Here is a 741-nt window from a genome sequence, read left to right as displayed (position 1 = left end):
GCATTTCGTGCTTTCGGACGGTTTAGCGTTACGTGTAGCGCGTGTTCCTTTTGCTCAAGAAGCAGCGTTTCACATACTGGTAGCGTACTCATTCGCGCTCCTTACTTCTTACGTTTTGGCAGGGTGCCCATCAACTTACAGATAATGCCAAGCATGATTTCATCGGCACCACCTCCGATCGAGACAAGTCGAATATCACGCATTGAGCGAGAAACTGGGTTGTCCCACATGTAACCCATTCCGCCCCAGTATTGCAGACAGCTGTCAGAAACTTCTCTGCCCAAGCGTCCTGCTTTTAGTTTGGCCATAGAGGCAAGCATCGTCACGTCTTTCTTATTAATGTAACCCTCTACACCTTGATGCACCATGCAGCGAAGTGCTTCGATTTCTGTCTGAAGCTCTGCCAAACGAAAGTGAATGACCTGGTTGTCGAGTAGTGGTTGACCAAATGTCTGACGCTCACGGCAGTAATCGATTGTTGTGTTCACACAGTGCTCAAGACCTTTCAGAATGTTTGCTGCCCCGAACAGGCGCTCCTCTTGGAACTGGAGCATTTGCATCATAAATCCGGAACCTTCGGCACCGATGCGGTAACGCTGTGGAACTCGAACATTGTCAAAGAAGACCTGCGCCGTTTCTGAGCTGCGCATACCAAGCTTGTTGAGCTTCGGTGCGACCTCGACACCGGGTGTGTTCATTGGTACGACAATCAGTGATTTGTTTAGATGCACTTTGTCATCA

Annotated in this window: 1 protein-coding gene; it reads right to left on the bottom strand. The window is 49.3% G+C overall.

What is annotated here, in order from left to right; all coding sequences use genetic code 11:
• Nucleotides 1–101: 101 nt before the first annotated feature.
• Nucleotides 102–741: acyl-CoA dehydrogenase family protein (locus A3751_RS21590; RefSeq protein WP_197466596.1), on the bottom strand; the 640-nt coding region annotated here is incomplete at its 5' end.

Source organism: Oleiphilus sp. HI0080 (assembly GCF_001635135.1).
This window is presented reverse-complemented; position numbering and strand designations above follow the sequence as displayed.